Source organism: Akkermansia sp. NBRC 115031 (genome assembly GCF_030268505.1).
Lineage (GTDB): Bacteria > Verrucomicrobiota > Verrucomicrobiia > Verrucomicrobiales > Akkermansiaceae > Akkermansia > Akkermansia massiliensis.
This window is the reverse complement of record NZ_BSQU01000003.1, coordinates 68966-87572: the sequence shown is the minus strand read 5'-3', so window position 1 is coordinate 87572 and position 18607 is coordinate 68966. Positions and strand designations below refer to the sequence as shown.

Below are 18607 nucleotides of genomic sequence, written 5' to 3'. Positions count from 1 at the left end.
AATGTTCCGCCGGAGGGGAAGTTGCTCCCCCCCTCCGGCGGGAAGGGGTTGCTTATTTGTCGTCGTCGACGATTTCGGCGTCCACCACGCGGCCTTTCGCCTTGCGGGGGCCGTCGGAAGCTTCTTCCTCCGGAGCGGCTCCCGGCATGGGGCCGGCTGCACCGGCGGACTGCTGGGCGGCTTCCGCTGCCTTGTAAAGGGCTTCCAGACGGGATTCCAGGTCTTCCTTCCCGGCCTTGATCGCGGTGTATTCCTTTTTGGAGATGGCTTCCTTGAGGTGCATCACCTTGTCTTCGATCTCGCGCTTGAGGTCTGCGGGAATCTTGTCCCCCATCTCCTTGAGCTGGCGTTCCACGGAGAAGCAGAGGGAGTCCGCCTGGTTGACGGTGTCAATTTCCTCGGCGCGCTTCTTGTCTTCTTCCGCATGGGCTTCTGCATCACGCTTGGCGCGTTCGATTTCATCCTTGGAAAGGCCGCTGGAGCCCTGGATGGAAATCTTCTGTTCCTTGCCGGTGCCCTTGTCCTTGGCGGAGACGTGCAGAATGCCGTTGGCGTCAATGTCAAAGGTCACTTCAATCTGCGGCACGCCGCGCGGAGCGGCGGAGATGCCGTCCAGCTTGAAGTTGCCGAGAAGCTTGTTGTCCTCAAACATTTTGCGTTCACCCTGGCAGATGCGGATGTCCACGGCGGGCTGGTTGTCCGCGGCGGTGGAGAACACCTGGCTCTTGCGCACCGGAATGGTCGTGTTGCGCTCGATCATCGGCGTAGCGATGCCGCCCATCGTTTCAATGGACAGGGTCAGCGGGGTCACGTCCAGCAGAAGCACGTCGTTGACGTCCCCCTGGAGCACGCCGCCCTGGATAGCGGCGCCTACGGCCACCACTTCATCCGGGTTCACGCCCTTGTGGGGTTCCTTGCCGGCCAGCGTATGGGCCATTTCCTGCACGGCGGGCATGCGGGTCATGCCGCCCACCAGCACCAGTTCGTCAATGTCCCCGGTCTTCAGGCCGGAGGCGGCGATGCAGTCCAGCACGGGCTTGCGGGTACGGTCCAGCAGGTCTTCCGTGAGCTGTTCCAGCTTGGGACGGCTCAGCGTCAGCTGGATGTGCTTGGGTCCGGAAGCGTCCGCCGTGATGAACGGCAGGCTGATGTCATAGCTCTGGGTGGAGGAAAGGGCGATCTTGGCCTTTTCAGCTTCTTCCTTGATGCGCTGGATGGCGTCCGGCTGGTTGGAAAGATCCATGCCGGAATCCTTCTTGAACTCGTCCATGATCCAGGTGATGATCGCGTTGTCCCAGTCGTCGCCGCCCAGGTGGGTGTCGCCGTCGGAAGCCTTCACTTCAAACACGCCGTCACCGATTTCCAGCACGGAAATATCGAAGGTGCCGCCGCCGAGGTCGTACACGGCAATGTTTTCATTGGACTTCTTGTCCAGGCCGTAAGCCAGGGCAGCAGCCGTCGGTTCATTGATGATGCGGCGCACCTTCAAGCCGGCGATTTCACCGGCGGCCTTGGTCGCGTTGCGCTGGGCGTCATTGAAATAGGCGGGAACGGTAATCACGGCTTCCGTGATCGTCTCACCCAGCTTGGATTCCGCGTCGGCCTTCAGCTTGGCCAGGACCATGGAGGCGATTTCCTGGGGAGAAAAAGTCTTCTTTTCCCCGCCTACGTCCACGCGGATATAGGCGTCCCCGTTGGGGGCCTCCACAATTTCATAAGGCACCTTCTTATCTTCTTCCGTCAGCTCGCTGTACTTGCGGCCGATGAGGCGCTTGGAGGAAAACACGGTGTTTTTCGGGTTGGTCACCGCCTGACGTTTGGCGGCCTGCCCCACGAGGCGTTCACCGCTCTTGGTGAAGGCAACAATGGAGGGAGTGGTGCGCGCACCTTCGCTGTTTTCAAGTACGGTACCCTGACCGCCTTCCATCACAGCCATGCACGAGTTGGTCGTGCCCAAGTCGATTCCTAATATTTTAGCCATATCGTTATCTTAGATTGTTTTAAATGGATTTCGTTGAGATTTGATTTCCCCATGACCTGAAGTGTCATGCAGGCAAACTCATGTTCTTGCCTCTCTTTCTGCAAATGGCATGCCAGCCTTGTAAGCCCTGTTGAAAAATAAACATAAACAGCATAAATTCATCGTATTATAACATCGCATCATTTCGACCGCTCTTTTTCCTGCCGAGCAGCAATGGGACATATTGTCACACCAAAAAGAGACAAAATGTCACACGCGGCCATTTTGTCCCACACCCCCCGGACAGCCTATCCCCGGCGCCCGTCACGAAGCTTCCTTGCAGGAGGAAGCTTCCGCTCCGGTTCCGCATTTGCCGTAAGCCAGGCGTTTCATGAAATCCTTGTAAAGCAGCGTTTCCATGCGGCCGTCCCCGTATTCCACCACCGCGCTCATGGTTTCCACCCAGTCCCCGCAATTCAGGTACCGCACCTCCCCCACCATGGTATCCGCCGGATGATGCACATGCCCGGCAATGATACCGTCACACTGCCTTTTCACCGCCAGATTCTGGAGCTGCTCCTCATATTTCCCAATGAAATTGACGGCGGATTTCACGCGGCTCTTGATGGCGCGGGAGACGGAATAATATTCCCTGCCCCGCCAGGCGCGGTATTTATTGTAAAGCCGGTTGACCGTCAGCAGAACGTCGTAGCCCAGGGAGCCGAGCATCGCCAGCCACCGGTGGTTGGTGGAGATGGCGTCAAAACCGTCTCCGTGCACGCACAGGTAACGCCTGCCGTCCGCCGCCCGGTGCACGCACTCCCTGGCCATTTTCAGGCCGCCCAGATGAAAGGGAAGGAATTTTTCCAGAATATCGTCGTGGTTCCCGCGCAGGTACAGCACTTCCACATCCTCCTGCTCCATCTTTTTCAGCAGGGTGCGGATCAGGCGCGTATGCCGCCTGCGCCAGCGGCTGCCGCAGGAGAGGGCCCAGGCGTCCACAATATCCCCTACCAGAACTATTTTTTCCGCACGGACATGCTTCAGGAACCTCCGGCATTCGTCCGCCTTGCAATCCTTCGTGCCCAGATGGAGGTCTGACAAAAAGACCGTGCGGCATTCCAGCACCGCATCCCGCGGGGGGCGGGCGTAGCCGGTTCCATTCTCCTCCCGCGCCACGGAGGCCAGCAGTTCTTCAAACCTGTCATGGATGGAATCCCACGCTCTGGCGCGCACGGTCCTGCGGGCCTGTTCGCCGAGCCTCCGGATCATCCCCCTGTCCTCCAGCAGACGGCGCATGGCGGAGTAAAAACCCTCCGCGTCCCCCTTCTCCGCCTGAAGGCCGTTGATGCCGTCCAGCACCACATCTGCGGAAGCGGCGTACCGGTAGCTGACCGTAGCCAGGCCGCTGGCCATCCCTTCCAGCAGAACGTTCCCGAAGGTCTCCGTCTCACTGGCGAAGAGCAGCACGTCCATGGCGGCGTAATGGCGCGCGAGGTCCTCCCCGCTGCGCATTCCGCAAAACACGGCGTCCGGAAACTCACTGCGCAGGCTGCTCATCATGGGACCGTCCCCCACCACGACCATCTTCATGCCGCAGGCCGGGAACTCCCGCTGCAGGCGCGTGTACAGTCCCAGGGCCGTCACCAGGTTCTTCTCCCGGGCCAGACGCCCCACCACGCCGAACACCACTTCATCCCGCCAGGCGCCCCATGACTGGCGCAGGCCGGCATCCCTCCTGGCAGGGTCAAACAAGGCGGCATCCACCCCGCGCCCCATTACGGAGAGGCGTTCAAATCCCAGCCCCTCCAGCGCGCGGCGCATCTCCTCCGTGGGCACCACCGTCATCCCTGCCCGGTTGTGGAGCTTGCGCAGGTAATTCACGGCGGCGGTTTCCAGCCCGGAGAAATGGTAATCCTTCATGTACTGGTGAAAATTGGTGTGGAATCCCATCACCACGGGAATCTCCAGAGCGCGGGCGGCCTTCACGGCGGAGGCCCCCATGGGGCTTTCCGTGGCAACATAAACCACATCCGGCCTCTTCTTCATCCATCTGGAGCGGAACCTTTCTGCGGAAGGCAGCCCTATTTTCACCTCATGATACATGGGGAGGGAGAGAGACGGCATGGCCGTCTCTCCGGGAACGGAAGCTCCGTCCCTCCCGGAAGCCCTCAACACATGCACCAGATGCCCCCGCGTCCGAAGCCCCCGGACCAGCCGCTCCAGCGTCAGGGCCACTCCATTCACGTCAGGTTCATACGTATCCGTTGCCACATCAATTCTCATGCGCCGGCACCATGGGCAGAAAGGCCTTCCCAGGCAAGCTGAGGAGGGAAACGAAACCGTCACAGGCTGCTGTCATCCGTCCCCGTCCCCAGCAGGAGAAACAACCGTGCCGGACAGATTCCGGCATGTCCCCCCCGCTTTTCCTGCACGGGAAACCGAACAGAGGAGGCGGCCTCCCCCACTCCCTGTTTGGAAGGTGCCGCCGCCAAAACCGCACATTTCCGTAAAAAAACAGACGAATCATTGAATATCAGACGCTCTGAAACTACATGCGGTCATCCGCGCATTATAAATCCGCCGTCAACCAAATTTTTTGAGAAAAAATGATTTTCATCGTATCCAGGACGGGAAAAAACACAATGGAATCCAAAGGCCGTGAAATCTGATATTCTTATTAACCATTGATAATGTTTCTATTATTTATTAAAAAAATTATTCCTTCCCGACAGCCGGATTTATAATCCGCCAAAATGCATGCATACGGGATACATAAAACGGAAATGAAGGAATATTTAGAAAGATTTTTAATAAAAATAATAATGATTCCCATGTTCTGAAAGCCGGGAAAACGTGGCGGAACGCCGGATGCTTATCTCTGCCTTTTCCCGGTCCGGAAACCGCAGCCGGTTATCTCCTTCATTGCTCCTGATACTCTTGCATATTATCCTTCAACCTGCTTTAAACACCCCGGATTAGGAATCCGGCGTCAATACTAGTTTTTCATATCAAGCCTGTTTCTCCAAATCAATCCAGTATTTTCCTAGACGAAAGCCTTGATAAAATATGTTTGTTAGAATAAAGCATAAATACTTGAATATAATGATTGTTCATCTTATTTTAGCGCTGTCGGCCATTTCATCCGGATTCCTAATTCGCTATTGAAACAACCGACCCCCATCCCCTACCCCATTCCCCCAATGAAATTGATAGATTGCTATCGCTATGCAGCCATGCTTTATGCATCCGCCTGCTGTACCGCCTCGCCGCTTTACGGCCCTCTGGAAACAGGCTTGCAGGAAGCCCAGCTTCTGAGTTCCCTGAAAGCCTGCAAATCCCTGGAAGGTCCGGGAACGGACGCCTACCTGAGCCGCACTGGATTGAACGGCGCCTACAAAACGAAAAAGCCCATTGGCGGCCTTTTCTTTTCACTTCATTTTGAGTACAACAAGGATGGAGGCCTGAGAGCCGTCTCCTTTTACTCCAGCACCAAGGCAGGCAAGGACGAATACGATACGCGCCTGAAATCCCTGTACAAGCGCATGCTGAACGGGCTGACGGGCCTCTATGGCCCGCCCATGAATCTGCCGGACTGGATTGAGAAGGAGTCCCTGCCCGCGGAACGCGTGCTGTACATGCACATGTGGCGCATTCAGCCGGGCTGCTTCCTGATGGCCGGCCTGGCCAACATGGGGGCCTCCGGCTACATTCCCGTTTTCCGGATTTCCCCGCCTGCCGGCATGCCGCCCAAGTCCAAAAAGGACAGGGACAAACTCAAATCCGAATGGGCCGCCATTCCCGAATTTTACGAATTCACCAAGGCGGAACGCTTCCTGGCCAATGCGGTGTTCGCCATGTCCCATAAAAAATATCAGGACGCGCTCCAGCTCTTCCAGAAAGCCGCGGACCTGGGCAGCCCCAACGGATACTGGGGACTGGCCTACCTGTACCGGCTGGGACCCGCCGGCGTGGAAAAGAACGCGAGCCTGGCGGATGAACACACTAAAAAAGCGGCCCTGATGGGATTTGCGCGGGCTGCCATGAAATTCGGAAAAACATGGGAACAATTCTGCAAGAACCAGGATTTCACCGAAGCTGAAGCCAGGGAATGGCAGAACAGGAACCTTCGGGCAGCCAGAGCCGGCTATGCCTCCGAACAATACAACCTGGGCATCATCTACCAGCACGGCTTCGGCGTGGAAAAGAACCTGGCCACCGCCAGGGAATGGCTGGAAAAGGCGGCCTCCCAGGACCATACCCAGGCCAAAGCGGCATTAAAGACGCTGCCGGACGCCGGAGCCGGAAACGCGGAACTCTCCTGACCATCTTCCAACAACCAACTCCCCCAATACCAAGCCGGCTGTAGCTTCTCCGGAAGTACACGCAGCCGCTCCGGCAAATCCCTATGAAATGCCAGACCGGCAGGGAGGCGGCCCCAACCGCTTCCCTGCCAAAAAGCCGGAAATGCAACGCCGGCGGAAACCGCGGGAAGCATCAGCAAATGCGGGGCAGCTGCATCCCGGAAGGCATGCCCAGCACCCGTTCCACCCCCAGCCGCCCCGTCATCAGCAGGGGCGCCGTTCCAAACTCTTCCACACGGCCTATCGCGCAGGCCCCGGCGGACACGCCGCAGCCGCGCATCAGGCGCAGGGCCTCTTCCTCATGCTCCCGGGGAAGAATAGCCAGATAACGGCCTTCACAGGCCACTTGAAGAGGGTCCAGCCCCAGCAGGCCGCAGGCTGCTCTGACATCCTCCCGCACGGGAATGGACACTTCATCCAGTTTCACCGTCAGGCCGGAGGACTCCGCAATTTCCGAGAGCGTGGCGGTTAACCCGCCACGGGTCACGTCACGCAGGCAATGCACGGGGATTCCGGCCCGGACGACGGCAGCCACGGATTCATGCAGCGGGGCGGAATCACTCTCCAGTCCCTCCCCGAAGGACAACCCGGCCCGCAGGCTCATGATCGTCATGCCGTGCCTCCCCAGATCACCGCTGACCAGCACGGAATCCCCCGGACGGACGGAAGAAGGGCTGATTTCCAACCCATGGCGCACCACGCCCGCCCCGGCGGTATTAATATAAATGCCGTCACCCTTTCCGCGCTCCACCACTTTTGTATCTCCCGTCACGATGCGGACGCCCGCCGCGCGCGCCGCCGCCGCCATATCCTGCACCACGCGGTTCAGCGCCTCCAGCGGAAGCCCTTCTTCCAGGATAAAGCCTGCCGTCAAGTACAACGGGTCCGCGCCGCCCATGGCGAGATCATTCACCGTGCCGTGCACCGCCAGGGAACCGATGCTCCCTCCCGGAAACTCCAGAGGCTGCACCACAAAGCTATCCGTGGTCATTGCCAGCCGCCCCGGCGGAAAATCCAGAACGGCCGCGTCATTCTGCACGCCGCCGGAGGGAGTGCCGAACGCGTTCAGAAAGACGGAACGGATCAGGTCATTCATCAGACGGCCTCCGCCGCCGTGGGCCATCTGGATACGGTCGGAAACAGGTTCCGGAACAGGACATTCAAACATGGAATCAACTTCTTTTATAACGGTAATAGGCGGCGCAGGCCCCTTCCCCGGACACCATGGGCGCGCCCAGGGGAGCCAGCGGCGTACAGGACGTGCCGAAAAACGGGCACTCCGCAGGACGAATCAGCCCCCTCAGCACCTGGCCGGCCACGCATCCGGAAGCTTCATCCGCGCCATGGGCGCTTTTTCCGCATCCGAAACGCAGGGCGGCATCCATGCCCTCCCACTCCCGGCGCAGCCTCATGCCGCCGCCGGGAATCAGGCCCAGGCCGCGCCAATGGCGGTCTTCCGGCTCAAAAACCTCTTTCATCCTTTCCTGCGCCGCCCTGTTCCCCTCCGGCTTCACATAGCGCCCGTAGGCATTCTGCACCGTGCAATCCCCGTTCTCCAACTGGCGGACGCACATCAGGATGCCGCGGAGCAGGTCCGGAGCCTCAAACCCCGTCACCGCCATGGGCGTCCGGTAACGAGCGGCCAAACGGCCGTAATCCCCCTCCCCCATGATGGCGCAGACATGGCCGGGGGCCAGAAAGGCGTCCGGCCTTCCCTCGTCCTGATCCATCAGCCATTCCAGTGCGGGGGGAACCTGCACATGGGCACAGAGCACGGAAAAATTGGCGTAACCCAGAGCGCAGGCCTGCTGCATGGCAAGAGCCGTGGCCGGAGCAGTCGTCTCAAATCCTACGGCAAAAAATACCACTTCCGCTTCCGGATGGCTCCCGGCGAAAGCAACCGCCTCCAGCGGTGAATACATCAAAAGCACGTCCCCGCCGCGAGCCTTGGCGGAAAACAAATCTCCGCGGGAGCCCGGCACCCGCATCATATCCCCGTAGCTGCACAAAACCACGCCGGGCCGCAGGCTCAACTCCACGGCCTGGTCAATCAAATCCACCGACGTAACGCAAACCGGACAGCCGGGGCCGTGAATCAGACGAAGCCCAGGAGGAAGCAGCTCCTCAAGCCCCAGGGAGGCAATAGCATGCGTCTGTCCCCCGCACACCTCCATCACCGCCCACGGACGCGTCACGGCATGGCGCAGCTCCTCAAGCAACTGCTGAACTTCCTCCTGCATAAGCCATTAAAAATGTTCAATCCGGCAAACGCCCCTCCCCTTACACGGGATCGGTATTCTCCACGATCTCCCGCATTTCCCTACGGGTTTGAAGCGCGGTCTCCTCATCCAGCACGCTCAGGGCCATCCCTACATGAACAATAACGTAATCCCCCAAGACGGCCTCCGGCACGCAGGCCAGGTTCACTTCACGGGTCACGCCGCCGAAATCAACCACTCCCAGCCTGAACAGCGGGTCCGTCTCATTAATGCTCACGATCTTTCCGGGAACAGCCAAACACATATTATTATCCTTTCCATTGGCGCACGACTGCCGCAGCCTGCCCCAGGGAAATTCCCCCGTCATTGCACGGCACCCGCTGCGGCAGAGACAACTGGCACCTTCTAGACTGTGCCATTCCCGCCAGGCCTTCAAGCAAAAAGGCATTCTGAAAACATCCGCCGCCCAGCACCAGCCTGTCCAGTGAGAAACGCTCCGCCACGTCAAAAGCCAGGTTCATCAGGCTCTCATGAAACTTGCGGGCGATGCAGCCGCGGGAAACGCCTCTCAGCAGGTCATCGTCCACGGCTTTCAGCATCGGGCGCCAATCCAGTTCCAGCAGGCCGCCCTCCTCATGCATGACCCATTCATACGGTTCCCCCGGCATTTCTTCCCCGGAAACCGCCGCAGCCCATGACTCCAGCATCATGGCGGCATGCCCTTCGCATCCCGCCACGCCGTCAAAGCCGCACCAGAAAGCCATGGCGTCAAACAAGCGCCCCATGGATGAAGTGGCGGGAGCTTGAATATTACGGGCCATCATCGCCTCCAGGGCTTCCCGCTTCTGCATGGTCATTCCACCCTGCAGACGTTGTTCAAGCCCATCCGTGCGCCACGGCGCCATCTGCCGCGCCAGGGAACAGGCGCACCGGGCAGGTTCCCGGACCGCTTCATCCCCCCCGGGCAGCAAAAACGGCCTAAGCCGCGCCACTCTGCGGGGAGCGCCTTCCTCCTCCATCACAAAAAACTCTCCGCCCCATACCGTCCCGTCCGTGCCGAATCCCGTGCCGTCCCAGGCCGCGCCCAGGGCGGGCAACGGCGTCTCATTCTCCACGGCACAGGCCAGAACATGGGCCTGATGATGCTGCACCGGAACGACTTCCACATTCCATGCCCGCGCCAGACGCCTGCCCAGGGTAAACGACGGGCCGTCCGGATGGGCGTCCACGGCAATCACCTGCGGCACAGCACCCAGCGTGCGCCCCAGCGTCTCCACCGTCCGTTCAAACGCGTTCAGGGAAGCCGCGCTGTCAAGATCGCCCAGATGCTGGCTCATGACGGCCACGCCGTTCTTCAGCCAGCAAACGGTATTCTTCAACCCGGAGCCCAGCGCAAGAACGTCGGGAGCTTCCGCAGACGTGCGCCACACGGGCCGCGGAGCATACCCGCGGGCACGGCGCACCATCATGGCCCTTCCGTCCATGACGCGGACCACGGAATCATCCACGGGCCGCACGACCGGACGGTCATGCACAAAAAACACATCCGCCACATGGCCCAGTTTCTGCAAGCCTTCCTCCACGGAAATGCACAGGGGCTCCCCGCTCAGATTGCCGCTGGTCACCACCAGGGGCTTTCTCCATACATCCATCAGCAGGGCATGAAGGGGGGAGGACGGAAGCATCACCCCCACAAAACGGCTGAACATGCACACGGAAGGAGCCAGGTCCACATCCTTCCTTCCGGGAGCCAGTACGATGGGGGCCGCCGGAGAAGCCAGCAGGCGCTTCTCCTCCTCCGACAAACGGCACAGCTTCCCCGCCGCGTCCACATCCGGCACCATCACGGCAAAGGGCTTGGCATCCCGCTCCTTCAGCCTGCGGAGACGCCTGACGGCGGCTTCCGAAGAAGCGTCCGCCAGCAGTTGAAAGCCGCCCACGCCCAGCAGAGCCACAATCAGGCCGTCCGCCAGTACCCACGCCACCTGTTCCGCGGGAGTGTCAAACCCGTGGCCGAACCCCAGTTCGGAACCGTCTGAAAACAGCACCTTCATGGAAGGGCCGCACGACGGGCAGCCTATGGGCTGGGCATGGAAACGCCTGTCCTCCACATCCCGGTACTCCCTCAGGCACTCCGGGCACATCCGGAACTTCTTCATGCTGGTGCCCGCACGGTCATACGGCATCTCCTCAATAATGGAATAGCGGGGGCCGCAGTGCGTGCAATTGGTAAACGGGTAATGATACCGTCGGGAGGCGGGGTCGCGCATCTCCTTCAGGCACTCCGGACACGGGGCCAGGTCCGGCAGCATCATCGGAACGCCGCCGGGAGTAGAATCGCTTTCCACAATGCGGAACTCTTCAAACCCGGCAGGCTCGCACACGGTCTGCTCCACGCCATACACGCGGGCGTGCTCCGGCAAAGTATCCATCAGCGCGGCAAAAAAACGTTCCGGAGCGCCGGGCTTCCCCTCCACATGGATTTCCACGCCGGACTCCGTATTGCGCACGAACCCCTTCAATCCGTGCCGCACAGCCAAACGGTACACATGGGGACGGAAACCGACCCCCTGGACGATGCCGGCTATCTCAAACTTCAACGCCGCAGCGGCCTGTTCAATGGTAGTGATGGCCATGGTGCTGGATCCTGCCTTCCCGGACGCGGCGCGCGCGTTCCACAATCTCGTCGCACCACGCGTCCATTCCCTCTCCGGTCTTGGAGGACAACTCAATCACGTGCGCATGATGGGCTACCTTGTTCAGGGCGGCCAGGGCGGCGTCCCGGTCAAAATCCACGGCATCCGCCAGATCGGACTTAGTCACCAGGGCCACATCCGCGGAATGGAACATGGGAGGATACTTCAACGGCTTGTCCTCCCCTTCCGTCACGGAAAGCAACACCACGCGCATGCCTTCCCCCAGATCATAGGAAGCCGGGCAAACCAGATTGCCCACGTTCTCAATAATCAGAACGTCAAGATCGTTCAAAGGCATCTTCTTCATGGCTTCTGCAATCATGCGGGCGTCCAGATGACACATGGTGCCCGTCGTAATCTGCACCACGGGAATATCCGCACGGCTCAGGCGTTCCGCATCATTATCCGTCGCCAGATCCCCCACGATCACCCCCATGCGCACACGGCCGCGGAGCATCTCCGCCGTCTTCTGCAGCAGAGAGGTCTTGCCGGACCCGGGGGAAGAAAAAACATTGATAACCAGAAGATTCTTTGCTGCGAAAAAACCTCTGTTGCGCTCTGCCAGCCGGTCATTGGCGTCCAACACAGGAACATGGACGTCCATGCCGTGGCCGTGACTTTCATGGGTGTGCTCACCTCCGCATCCGCATTCTTTACACATAATCAATACTGATATTAGATTCCAAAAAAGAGAAAAAATCTCATTTATCCTACGTCATATCCTGGAGACGGCAAGGTCAAACTCCCCTTGAACCGCATTTCAGGCCCGGACATCCCGGGGCATAATACGCTATCAAACAATTCCCGGAAAAACCGTTTAAAGAAACAGTCCAAATAAATAAGACAAGTTTACAATGCGGCTCTTCTGGCCTACCATCCCAATCAGGAAAACAGCAATGAAAAACGCGGAAGCAACAGTCGGAAATCTCATTGACCATCAGAAAGTGGCATTCATCAGCTCTATTGATGAACAGGGCTATCCGAATACGAAAGCTATGCTGCCGCCCCGGAAAAGGGAAGGCATCAAGGTCTTCTACTTCACCACCAACACCTCCTCCATGCGCGCAAGGCAATATCAAGACAACCCGAAAGCCTGCATTTACTTTTGTGACCGGAGATTCTTCAGAGGCGTCATGCTTCTCGGCTCCATGGAAGTGCTGGAGGACAGCATCTATAAGGAAATGATTTGGAGGGAGGGTGACACCATGTACTACCCGGAGGGAGTGACCGACCCGGATTATTGCGTCTTGCGGTTTACCGCCACGCAGGGCAGATTCTACAGCAACTTCAACTCTGAAAACTTTAATATCATATAAAGCTTTCCACGCCACATGGCCCAACCTCCTATAAAGGATTACGGGGATGGAGGCAGAACGCCGTCCTCCCGGAAAGGTTCTCCGCTGGAAGAGAGAAAAATAAAAACAATCATGGACGTTGAGGAGGCATATTCCGATAGACGGCCTTCCGTTGAAATTCCTTCATCGTAAGCATGTGGACTTGCCAAGGCATGGGAATTCTGTAAACTGTTTCGTCCTCAGACAACATCCTTTTTCCCAGGTTATGCCAGACGCTCGCTTTCAACCACTTCCCGGATTCCGTGATTTTGCACCGGCGGACTGCGCCGTGCGCAACTATCTCTTTAACGCATGGAAGAGGGTGGCGCACCGCTATGGATTCCTGGAATGGGAAGGCCCGACCGTGGAAGCCACGGAGCTTTACCTTAAAAAGAGCGGGGGCGAACTGCCCACCCAGCTCTTCCGCTTTACGGACCAGGGAGACAGGGACATCACCATCCGTCCGGAACTCACCGCCTCCCTGGGCCGCATCGCCGCCGCCTACCAGCGGGAATACACCAAGCCGCTCAAGTGGTTTGAAATCGGCTCCTGCTTCCGTTACGAAAAGCCGCAGAAAGGACGCCTGCGCGAATTCTACCAATTCAATGCGGACATTCTTGGGGAAGGCTCCGCGTGGGCGGACTCTGAACTGATTGCCCTGGCCATCGACTGCATGAGGGAGCTGGGCTTTACGCAGAACGACTTCATCGTACGCGTCTCCGACCGCGAAGCCTGGATCAGGTTTGCCGCGGAACACGGCGTGCAGGAACAGGACATTCCCGCCTTTCTGGGCATTGTGGACAAATTTGAACGCGACCGTCCGGAAGAATGCCAGCGCAAGCTGGACTCCTTCCACATCAGCCGCGGCGACCTGGTGGCCTTCATTGAGAACCCGCCCGCCGGAGCCTCCGAACGCTATGACATCCTGCTGAAAGACCTGGAAGCCCGCGGACTGGACGGCTACGTCAGGCTGGACCTCTCCGTGGTGCGCGGCCTGGCCTACTACACCGGGCTGGTCTTTGAAATCTTTGACACGCAGCGCAGCCTGCGCGCCGTGGCCGGCGGTGGCCGCTACGATACGCTGGTAGGCGCCCTCTCCAACAATGCGGTGGACATGCCGGCCACCGGGTTTGCCATGGGGGATGCCGTCATCACCCACCTCATTGACCAGACCCCCCATGCCAAGGCGCTGAAGGATGCGGCGCTGGCCGCCGCGGGATGCGACGTCTTCATGGTGCAGGCCTCCGAAAACCGCCGCGCGGAAATGCTCTCCATCGCCTCCGCCCTCCGGGACCAGGGGTACAGCGTGGACCTTCCCCTCACACTCACCAAAATCAACGGCCAGCTCCAGAAAGCCGTCAAATCCGGCGCGCGCGCGGCCCTGATTGTGGGAGACGAATTCCCTGCCCTGGAACTGCGCGACCTGCATGCGCGCTCCTCCTCTACTGTCGCCATGGAGAACCTGTTTGACGCCCTGGCCTCCCTGACCGGCCGTGATTGATACGTTTCTTCCTCCCTTCCATTTTCAACAAAGATGAACTCATACCGCACTCATACCTGCAGCGAATTGCGCGCTGCGAACATCGGCAAGCCGACCACCCTCATCGGCTGGGTAGATTCCGTCCGTGACCACGGCGGCGTCATATTTATCGACTTGCGCGACCGCTCCGGCATCACGCAGGTAGTCTTTCACCCGGAAGTCAACCAGGACGTGGCGAAGGCCTCCCAGCAGCTCCGCTCCGAAGACATGATCCAGATATCCGGCACCGTGGCTGCGCGCCTGAAAACGGACACGGTGGACACCACCAATGCGGACCTTCCGACCGGGGAAATTGAAGTCTCCGCGGACACCCTGAACGTCATCAACAAGGCGGACGTGCTCCCCTTCCAGCTGGACCGGGCCCTCTCCAATGAAGACCTGCGCCTCAAGTACCGCTTTCTGGACCTGCGCCGCCCGTCCATGGTCCGCAACATGCAGATACGCCACCGCGTGACCAAGGCCACGCGCGACTATCTGGACGAACACGGCTTCCTGGAAATTGAAACGCCCATCCTTTCCAAATCCACGCCTGAAGGCGCGCGCGACTTCCTGGTCCCCTCCCGCCTGGCACCCGGCAAATTCTATGCCCTCCCCCAGGCCCCGCAGCAGTACAAGCAATTGCTCATGGTAGCCGGCATGGAACGCTACTTCCAGATCGCCCGCTGCTTCCGTGACGAAGACCTGCGTGCGGACCGTCAGCTGGAATTCACCCAGGTGGACATTGAAGCCTCCTTCATCACGCCGGAAGACATCTACAACCTGGTGGAAGGCCTGCTCAAGCGCGTGTACAAGGAATCCCTGGACGTGGACATCCCCACCCCCTTCCCCCGCATGACGTGGAGGGAAGCCATGGACCAGTACGGCTCCGACAAGCCGGAACGCCGCTTCGGCATGAAGCTGACGGACGTCTCCTCCATCTTTGAAAACAGCGGGTTCAAGGTATTCTCCTCCGCCGTAAGCAATGGAGGCGTGGTCAAGGCCATCAACGCCAAGGGGTTCGGCTCCGCCTCCGTCGGACAAATCGACGCCTTGACGAAAACCGCCGTGGAAGCCGGAGCCAAGGGCCTGGCCTACATCAAGGTGCGCGAGGAAGACTGGAGAAGCCCCATCTCCAAATTCCTTTCCGACGAAGAAAAGCAAAAACTCACGGAAGCCCTCAACATTGAAACCGGAGACCTCGTCCTCTTTGCGGCCGGCCCGTGGGAACCCTCCTGCGACATTCTGGGCCGCGTGCGCCTGCAATGCGCCGAATTCATGGAACTGCTTAAGGACAACACGGAACGCGACTTCCTGTGGGTCATCGAATTCCCGCTGGTGGGCTGGGATGAGGAAGAACAGCGCTGGATGGCCATCCATCACCCCTTCACCCGCCCCGTCAAGGAAGACGAGGAAAAACTGCTCAAGGGAGAACTCTCCGCAGACCTGCGCGCCCAGGCTTACGACGTGGTGCTCAACGGGACGGAACTGGGCGGGGGCTCCATCCGAATCCATGAACGCGACTTGCAATCCGCCATGTTCAAGGCGCTCGGCATTACGGAGGAACAGGCCCGCGAACAATTCGGCCACATCCTGGACGCCTTCAGCTTCGGCGCTCCGCCCCACGGCGGCCTTGCGCTGGGCCTGGACCGCCTGGTCATGATGATCTGCAACGCGGAATCCATCCGTGAAGTCATCGCGTTCCCGAAAAACAATCGCGGAGCGGACCTGATGAGCGACTCCCCCGCCGCTGCGGAAGAGCGGCAATTGCGCGACATTCACATCCAGGTGAAACTGCCCGCTAAAAAATAACCGGAATCTTTAAACACAAACCCCTGGATGGAAGTTTTTCCATCCGGGGATTTTTCATTCAAAGAGCTTCCTGCATCCGGAACCACGCCAACGGCAAGACAGAAATCCCTTCCTATAAACCGTGCCCGGCACCCGTCAGACGCCGCCGGATATCCGCCATCTGCCGTAAATTCTTCATGACGGGCAAACGGTGACGCTTGTCCAGCGGCTGCGGAGGAGGATTGCCCGTCGTCACCATGGTGAAACGCTGGTAACCCTTCACCTCCGGATAACGTCCCCAGTAATACGCCGTCCACCCGCTGTCCGGCGCGTCCGGACCAAAGGGAGCATAAACCATGTGCCGTTCCTCTCCAGGATATAAATTAAAAGCGCTGGTGCCTATCACAATATCTTCCGGCGCGTCCGGCAGCAGCTCCAGCCTGCGAACATACTCCCGGATTTTTACGGCCGCATACGCCTTCAAGGCATACAGGCAGCCGTAAACACGCTGTTCCACGGAACCGCTGCCCCAGAACACCATCTCCCTCCGGTCGGCAAAACACAGCAAATCATCTCCCGACACCATCACCGTATCCGCATCTATCTTCACCAGGGTATCCCCTTCATCGTCCATGCTCCGGAGCATCTCCCCCAGCATCCCTTCAATACAGGCCTTCCCCCTCAAATTGCCGCCTCTTTCCCAAAAGGACACGCGCCATTCCGCCCCCAGTTCCTCCGCCTGCGCCTTCACCTCATCCGGGCAAGGATGGCGCCCGTCGTCAATCACGACCAAATGGGCTCCGGGGAGGGCATGCCGGACACACAGCAGATTCTCCCCGACCAGGGCGGCGTCTCCCGAATAAACGAACAAATGAACGTGAATGCTTGCTTTCTTTTTCATCATCAATAACTCTATCGCTGGAACTCTTTTTCCTGTTTGCGATCATCATGACAGGAACTGCCGGACATCTCCATCTGCCGCAACGGGCCTTGTTCAACAGGCTCCAAGGAAAGCTCCGGCAGGGAAGAAGGAGAGCCAGACACTGCGGCCTCCTTCCGCGCCTCCTGCTTCAACCGCAGCACGCCCAACTTGATTCTGGAGGCCATATTGCCCAGGGCATTCGCCCGGGAAGGAATCAGCCAGCCGCCAAGAACACCCTGATGAAGGAAATCCGTCTCTGCGGCCAGCACTTCTCCCGGCCTCAGTCCGGAAAACAGACGCACCCACAGAGCCATCAAACCTCGGCTGATGAGGGAATCGCTATCGGCATCAATCCGCACCAGACCGCCTGCAAGCTCCAGCCGCAGCCATACCCGGTACTGGCATCCCCGCAGGAGGCAGGCTTCCGTTTTCCATTCCTCCGCAAAGGGCGGCAACTGTTCCCCCTGGCGCATTAAAAAACCGTACAGAGCCCCCTCCCCGGACAGGGCGGCCAGCTCCTGCAGTAGAACCTGCCGCCGTTCTTCAAAACAATCCATATGTTCTTATTCGTTATATATTAAAAGCAATTCCGACCGTTCAGAAAACCCTCTTGAAAATTGACTTAACCGGAACGGTCCGGCTCCCTAGCCCTTCAATACACACTCGTCCCGCGCTGCCATCATGGAACCGGACCCGATTTCAATATTCAAAATCCGGCAGGGATGCTGGCGCTGTTCCGAGGCGCAATGCTGTAATCCCTGAATCAAAACCCTCAGGTCACCCGCCCGGTCATCTATTCTCCATCCGGAAATGAGCAAACGAAGACACTGCACTGCCTCATCTCCATTCGTTTGAAACCAGATGACCATCGTTTCATCCGTGGCGACGCGGCAGCCCCTTCCGGTGAGCCTGAACATTCCGGAATCTCCGATGCAGTCCATGCTGTCCCACACAACCTCCTTAATACCGCATTCGGCGGAATTCCTGACGGCAATCTTTCCACCGGGAAACCATCCCATATGGAACAATAAGCACCGCATCAGGTAGGCGCGCCTTAACGCACAATCCTCCTGATGGGTGCCAAGACCGAGCGACTTCCTGGCGCCGCAGAACTTGCTCCCCCGGTCAATGGTTAGTCTGACCTTATAACTTCCGGATGTATTCTTCCGCAATTCGATTGATCTATAGATGGACATGCAAATATTCATACAATATCCAAAAACTATATATATAAAATCAAACGGGCCTAGAATAAAAATGTTAGAAAACAGCGCAACTTCATCAAAAAAAGCAATATTAGAAAACTATGCAATAAAGAAAAAATCAAAATATTCCATATCGAGAACGCTTCTGGCGTTCATGAAGAATCCTGCGCAGCAGACCTTTCTTCCCCCTCCCGGCATTTAAAAAACCGGCAATCCTTTATAGACGGGTCTCAAGAGAGCTTTCTAAGGGAGCTTCCACTTGGCCCCTCCCTATAGCCAATCAGAGAAGGCAGGTCAAGCTGCTTTTTTATTCCCGGCCACTTTCACCCAAAGTAAAAAAACATTCCTTCCTAACAAGCAGAAAGAACCTGAAACCATTTTAAAAACAGACAGCGAAAGCCTCTTCGCTTTTCAAGAACCAAACAGGCTTTCCGTGAATAGTCCTCAATCTTCACACACGATTCGCTCCCCGAAAGAAACGCTTCAAGTATCGGACCCATGCCAGCGAAACCAATCCTTTCATGAAGTCCATATATACCATCCCATACACAAGACCACAGGCAATAGGACAAAAACAGCTCTCCTCAAAAGGCAGCACCA

General features: G+C 58.3%; 14 protein-coding genes. 4 read left to right on the top strand and 10 right to left on the bottom strand.

Annotation, left to right across the window (positions count from 1 at the left end; all coding sequences use genetic code 11):
* Positions 1-52: 52 nt before the first annotated feature.
* Together dnaK and QSJ36_RS05250 are read right to left on the bottom strand one after the other, a co-directional pair.
* A complete protein-coding gene (gene dnaK / locus QSJ36_RS05255) occupies positions 53-1981 on the bottom strand; it encodes a molecular chaperone DnaK (protein WP_285467498.1) in 1929 nt (642 codons plus the stop codon).
* Between the two features lie 303 nt (positions 1982-2284).
* On the bottom strand, positions 2285-4246 hold the full coding sequence (locus tag QSJ36_RS05250; RefSeq protein WP_285467496.1) for a glycosyltransferase: 1962 nt from the start codon (positions 4244-4246) through the stop codon (positions 2285-2287).
* A 917-nt stretch (positions 4247-5163) separates the two neighbouring features.
* On the opposite strand from QSJ36_RS05250, the gene QSJ36_RS05245 reads away from it, so the two are divergent.
* Positions 5164-6285, top strand: coding sequence for a tetratricopeptide repeat protein (locus QSJ36_RS05245; RefSeq protein WP_022396244.1), 1122 nt, complete (start codon positions 5164-5166; stop codon positions 6283-6285).
* Between the two features lie 172 nt (positions 6286-6457).
* On the opposite strand, the gene hypE is transcribed toward QSJ36_RS05245, so the two are convergent.
* Genes hypE through hypB form a run of 5 tightly spaced genes read right to left on the bottom strand, consistent with a single transcriptional unit; the run spans position 6458 to position 11843 of the window.
* Positions 6458-7492, bottom strand: coding sequence for a hydrogenase expression/formation protein HypE (hypE, locus tag QSJ36_RS05240; RefSeq protein ID WP_102727363.1), 1035 nt, complete (start codon positions 7490-7492; stop codon positions 6458-6460).
* A gap of 4 nt (positions 7493-7496) precedes the next feature.
* Positions 7497-8564, bottom strand: a complete 1068-nt coding sequence (gene hypD, locus QSJ36_RS05235; protein ID WP_285467495.1) for a hydrogenase formation protein HypD — start codon at positions 8562-8564, stop codon at positions 7497-7499.
* Between the two features lie 40 nt (positions 8565-8604).
* Complete coding sequence (locus QSJ36_RS05230; RefSeq protein ID WP_102727361.1) at positions 8605-8847, bottom strand: HypC/HybG/HupF family hydrogenase formation chaperone; 243 nt, start codon at positions 8845-8847, stop codon at positions 8605-8607.
* Positions 8848-8851: 4 nt separating this feature from the next.
* A complete protein-coding gene (gene hypF, locus QSJ36_RS05225; RefSeq protein WP_102727360.1) occupies positions 8852-11179 on the bottom strand; it encodes a carbamoyltransferase HypF in 2328 nt (775 codons plus the stop codon).
* The gene (hypB, locus tag QSJ36_RS05220) at positions 11160-11843 is read right to left on the bottom strand and encodes a hydrogenase nickel incorporation protein HypB (RefSeq protein WP_285467492.1); all 684 of its coding nucleotides are present in this window, start codon (positions 11841-11843) and stop codon (positions 11160-11162) included. Before hypB ends, hypF begins: the two co-directional genes overlap by 20 nt.
* 292 nt (positions 11844-12135) lie before the next feature.
* On the opposite strand from hypB, the gene QSJ36_RS05215 reads away from it, so the two are divergent.
* From QSJ36_RS05215 to aspS, 3 genes are all read left to right on the top strand, one after another.
* On the top strand, positions 12136-12555 hold the full coding sequence (locus QSJ36_RS05215) for a pyridoxamine 5'-phosphate oxidase family protein (protein ID WP_102729183.1): 420 nt from the start codon (positions 12136-12138) through the stop codon (positions 12553-12555).
* A 244-nt stretch (positions 12556-12799) separates the two neighbouring features.
* Positions 12800-14074 carry a histidine--tRNA ligase gene (gene hisS / locus QSJ36_RS05210; RefSeq protein WP_102729182.1) on the top strand — a complete coding sequence of 425 codons (1275 nt, stop codon included), beginning with the start codon at positions 12800-12802 and terminating at the stop codon, positions 14072-14074.
* Positions 14075-14107: 33 nt separating this feature from the next.
* Complete coding sequence (aspS, locus tag QSJ36_RS05205) at positions 14108-15901, top strand: aspartate--tRNA ligase (protein WP_285467490.1); 1794 nt, start codon at positions 14108-14110, stop codon at positions 15899-15901.
* Between the two features lie 112 nt (positions 15902-16013).
* Here aspS and QSJ36_RS05200 read toward each other — a convergent pair whose 3' ends face one another.
* From QSJ36_RS05200 to QSJ36_RS05190, 3 genes are all read right to left on the bottom strand, one after another.
* On the bottom strand, positions 16014-16784 hold the full coding sequence (locus tag QSJ36_RS05200) for a hypothetical protein (RefSeq protein ID WP_285467489.1): 771 nt from the start codon (positions 16782-16784) through the stop codon (positions 16014-16016).
* A gap of 8 nt (positions 16785-16792) precedes the next feature.
* The gene (locus QSJ36_RS05195) at positions 16793-17359 is read right to left on the bottom strand and encodes a SufE family protein (RefSeq protein WP_102729181.1); all 567 of its coding nucleotides are present in this window, start codon (positions 17357-17359) and stop codon (positions 16793-16795) included.
* A gap of 87 nt (positions 17360-17446) precedes the next feature.
* A complete protein-coding gene (locus QSJ36_RS05190; protein WP_146017767.1) occupies positions 17447-17821 on the bottom strand; it encodes a hypothetical protein in 375 nt (124 codons plus the stop codon).
* Positions 17822-18607: the final 786 nt, after the last annotated feature.

What these genes read in the sequence shown, in the direction of transcription:
- QSJ36_RS05195 (WP_102729181.1), bottom strand. Translation starts at nt 17,359, where the DNA reads ATGGATTGTTTTGAAGAACGGCGGCAGGTTCTACTGCAGGAGCTGGCC.
- aspS (WP_285467490.1), top strand. Translation starts at nt 14,108, where the DNA reads ATGAACTCATACCGCACTCATACCTGCAGCGAATTGCGCGCTGCGAAC.
- hypD (WP_285467495.1), bottom strand. Translation starts at nt 8,564, where the DNA reads ATGCAGGAGGAAGTTCAGCAGTTGCTTGAGGAGCTGCGCCATGCCGTG.
- QSJ36_RS05230 (WP_102727361.1), bottom strand. Translation starts at nt 8,847, where the DNA reads ATGTGTTTGGCTGTTCCCGGAAAGATCGTGAGCATTAATGAGACGGAC.
- QSJ36_RS05190 (WP_146017767.1), bottom strand. Translation starts at nt 17,821, where the DNA reads ATGGGATGGTTTCCCGGTGGAAAGATTGCCGTCAGGAATTCCGCCGAA.
- QSJ36_RS05250 (WP_285467496.1), bottom strand. Translation starts at nt 4,246, where the DNA reads ATGAGAATTGATGTGGCAACGGATACGTATGAACCTGACGTGAATGGA.
- QSJ36_RS05215 (WP_102729183.1), top strand. Translation starts at nt 12,136, where the DNA reads ATGAAAAACGCGGAAGCAACAGTCGGAAATCTCATTGACCATCAGAAA.
- hypB (WP_285467492.1), bottom strand. Translation starts at nt 11,843, where the DNA reads ATGGACGTCCATGTTCCTGTGTTGGACGCCAATGACCGGCTGGCAGAG.
- hypF (WP_102727360.1), bottom strand. Translation starts at nt 11,179, where the DNA reads ATGGCCATCACTACCATTGAACAGGCCGCTGCGGCGTTGAAGTTTGAG.
- dnaK (WP_285467498.1), bottom strand. Translation starts at nt 1,981, where the DNA reads ATGGCTAAAATATTAGGAATCGACTTGGGCACGACCAACTCGTGCATG.
- hypE (WP_102727363.1), bottom strand. Translation starts at nt 7,492, where the DNA reads ATGTTTGAATGTCCTGTTCCGGAACCTGTTTCCGACCGTATCCAGATG.
- QSJ36_RS05200 (WP_285467489.1), bottom strand. Translation starts at nt 16,784, where the DNA reads ATGATGAAAAAGAAAGCAAGCATTCACGTTCATTTGTTCGTTTATTCG.
- QSJ36_RS05245 (WP_022396244.1), top strand. Translation starts at nt 5,164, where the DNA reads ATGAAATTGATAGATTGCTATCGCTATGCAGCCATGCTTTATGCATCC.
- hisS (WP_102729182.1), top strand. Translation starts at nt 12,800, where the DNA reads ATGCCAGACGCTCGCTTTCAACCACTTCCCGGATTCCGTGATTTTGCA.